Genomic DNA, 1,921 nt, shown 5'->3' on the forward strand with positions numbered 1-1,921 from the left:
GATATCAATTTAGCCATTTAGATGTCTAGACGTATTTCAGCTTTTATGCCCTATAGTGATCTTCTATAAGATCTGAGTTGTTTTCCTTTGGCTAAGCCTTCCCTAACACCCCTTTCAAAGATCACCCCCCTTACCCCCCTAGAAAGTTTTCCCCTCTTCCCCAACCCATCCAAACGTTTAGACGTCCAAACATCCAAATGACTTTTCATGCTCCCCTCTCTTGTACTCGCTGCGGCTTCTCTGTGTAACCCTGGCTCGCCCTGACATACTTCCCGATATATTCCCTTAACCGGATATTTGCCGCTCGTCTGGCTGCATTGCCCTTTCGATACGAAATCGGTTCCTCATCCCAAGCCGCTTCATACACTTCTGAATAACGTACCGTGATTTTTCCGCGAGTAGCCGGACCAAGCTTCAGTAACATTTCCTGTATCCACTTGCCGTCATCAGGAAAATACCGAGAGGGCATCGATACCTTTGCAAAATCAGAAAGCATGATTGACACTGTTGCGATATAGCTTTTCGTTGTATTCAAGCTTTCCATTTGTCAATTTTTCAAGCTTAAGAGCCGCTCTTTCTGGGATAATTTCTTTCCATTGTCCAACAGCTTGATCGCTTATCAACATAGCCCTAGCCACATTTCTCTTAGAACCGAAATATGAAATTACACTTGATTTCAACATTGATTTGCCCTACTAACTAAATTAAAATTTAGTTTAATAAACTTGAAGTTAAATTCAAGTATAATTGATTAAATCAAGTTACACTAGAGGTCTATATGCAATCAGTCGATAAAGTGACGATCGGAGAAAGAATACAATCACGGCGGCGTGAGCTAGGGTTAACCCAAGGCAAGGTAGCCGAAGAGATAGGTGTATCAATGGCTGCGATATCATTGTGGGAAAAAAACAGAACAAACCTAAGTAGTGAAAATCTCCAAAAACTGGCGCAAGTTCTTCAATGTGGTATCCCTTGGCTTCTGAACGGAGAGAAATCTGTTGACAATCAAGTCAATACTTGCATTGGAGATGACTATAGCCACCGGATACTCAAAATACTTGATCTGCTTCCTGATAAAGAAAAAGCAAAGATTATTGAATTTGCTGAGGAATCACTCTCAAAACATGCCAAGACATTAGAGAATGAATTGAATAAAATTAAAAAAAATATTAATAATTTATAAAACAATCAGTTATAAACCACAGTGCAAAAATTAAAAAAATAATTGATTTTTGCACTTGAAATTCAAGTAAACTTGATCAATAGTGTTATTAGAACTGGTTGATACTATGCGAGGATGTAAAAAAATGACTGATTCTCACCTGGAAAAAGCCCGTACCATCGTATGTACACTGGAGTTGTTGCAAGAGTTTTCTGTTCAACAAAAAGAACTTACCAAGCGCTCGCTTGTAGATATAGTCATTTTAGAAAAGATAACTGAATTAAATTCAGTTTTAATGACTCTTGGCAATAATCGACACATAACCGAAATTGAAGACACTATTTTGTAAATCCATTTTATAAAAAAGAATAGCTAGTGTTTAAAGACACACAGCTAAAAGAACTATCAATATAACCTCAAGCCGATTACGGGGTAAAAGATGAAACTCAACAAGAAAGGACAAACGTTAATGACAAGTACCAAAGAGTAAGCAGAATTCAACTTTATAAAAATGGCTCTGGTACCGACGCCAATCAAATACCAGAGCCGAACACAATAAACGCTGAGGGACGATTACTATGTTCAACGCGGATCATACCACAAAGATTTTTATTTTTGCAGTGACAAAACACGCTGACTTTGAGCGCAAATTATTAGTTAAGGTTAGGTGTGTCGCCAGAAATTATCAACAAGCCAAAAATGAGCTATCAGAATTATTAGTTGGATATTCCATTGTATGGATGGGTCAAGTTAATAATA

General features: G+C 37.7%; 5 protein-coding genes. 3 read left to right on the forward strand and 2 right to left on the reverse strand.

Going from position 1 to position 1,921, the window contains the following annotated elements; translation table 11 throughout:
- Positions 1–205: 205 nt before the first annotated feature.
- A complete protein-coding gene (locus LGZ99_RS24235; protein WP_262979827.1) occupies positions 206–496 on the reverse strand; it encodes a hypothetical protein in 291 nt (96 codons plus the stop codon).
- Entirely contained in the window at positions 486–683 is a 198-nt protein-coding gene (locus LGZ99_RS24240) for a Cro/CI family transcriptional regulator (protein WP_262979828.1), read from the reverse strand. Before LGZ99_RS24240 ends, LGZ99_RS24235 begins: the two co-directional genes overlap by 11 nt.
- A gap of 95 nt (positions 684–778) precedes the next feature.
- On the opposite strand from LGZ99_RS24240, the gene LGZ99_RS24245 reads away from it, so the two are divergent.
- The 3 genes from LGZ99_RS24245 to LGZ99_RS24255 form a co-directional block, all read left to right on the forward strand.
- A complete protein-coding gene (locus LGZ99_RS24245; RefSeq protein ID WP_262979829.1) occupies positions 779–1,183 on the forward strand; it encodes a helix-turn-helix domain-containing protein in 405 nt (134 codons plus the stop codon).
- Positions 1,184–1,307: 124 nt separating this feature from the next.
- Positions 1,308–1,511, forward strand: coding sequence for a hypothetical protein (locus LGZ99_RS24250; RefSeq protein ID WP_262979830.1), 204 nt, complete (start codon positions 1,308–1,310; stop codon positions 1,509–1,511).
- A gap of 229 nt (positions 1,512–1,740) precedes the next feature.
- On the forward strand, positions 1,741–1,921 hold a 181-nt coding region (locus LGZ99_RS24255), incomplete at its 3' end, for a hypothetical protein (protein ID WP_262979831.1).

Origin of the sequence: Photorhabdus temperata, assembly GCF_025384845.1 — a bacterium.
Taxonomy (GTDB): Bacteria; Pseudomonadota; Gammaproteobacteria; order Enterobacterales; family Enterobacteriaceae; genus Photorhabdus; species Photorhabdus temperata.

What these genes read in the sequence shown, in the direction of transcription:
- LGZ99_RS24245 (WP_262979829.1), top strand. Translation starts at nt 779, where the DNA reads ATGCAATCAGTCGATAAAGTGACGATCGGAGAAAGAATACAATCACGG.
- LGZ99_RS24250 (WP_262979830.1), top strand. Translation starts at nt 1,308, where the DNA reads ATGACTGATTCTCACCTGGAAAAAGCCCGTACCATCGTATGTACACTG.
- LGZ99_RS24240 (WP_262979828.1), bottom strand. Translation starts at nt 683, where the DNA reads ATGTTGAAATCAAGTGTAATTTCATATTTCGGTTCTAAGAGAAATGTG.
- LGZ99_RS24235 (WP_262979827.1), bottom strand. Translation starts at nt 496, where the DNA reads ATGCTTTCTGATTTTGCAAAGGTATCGATGCCCTCTCGGTATTTTCCT.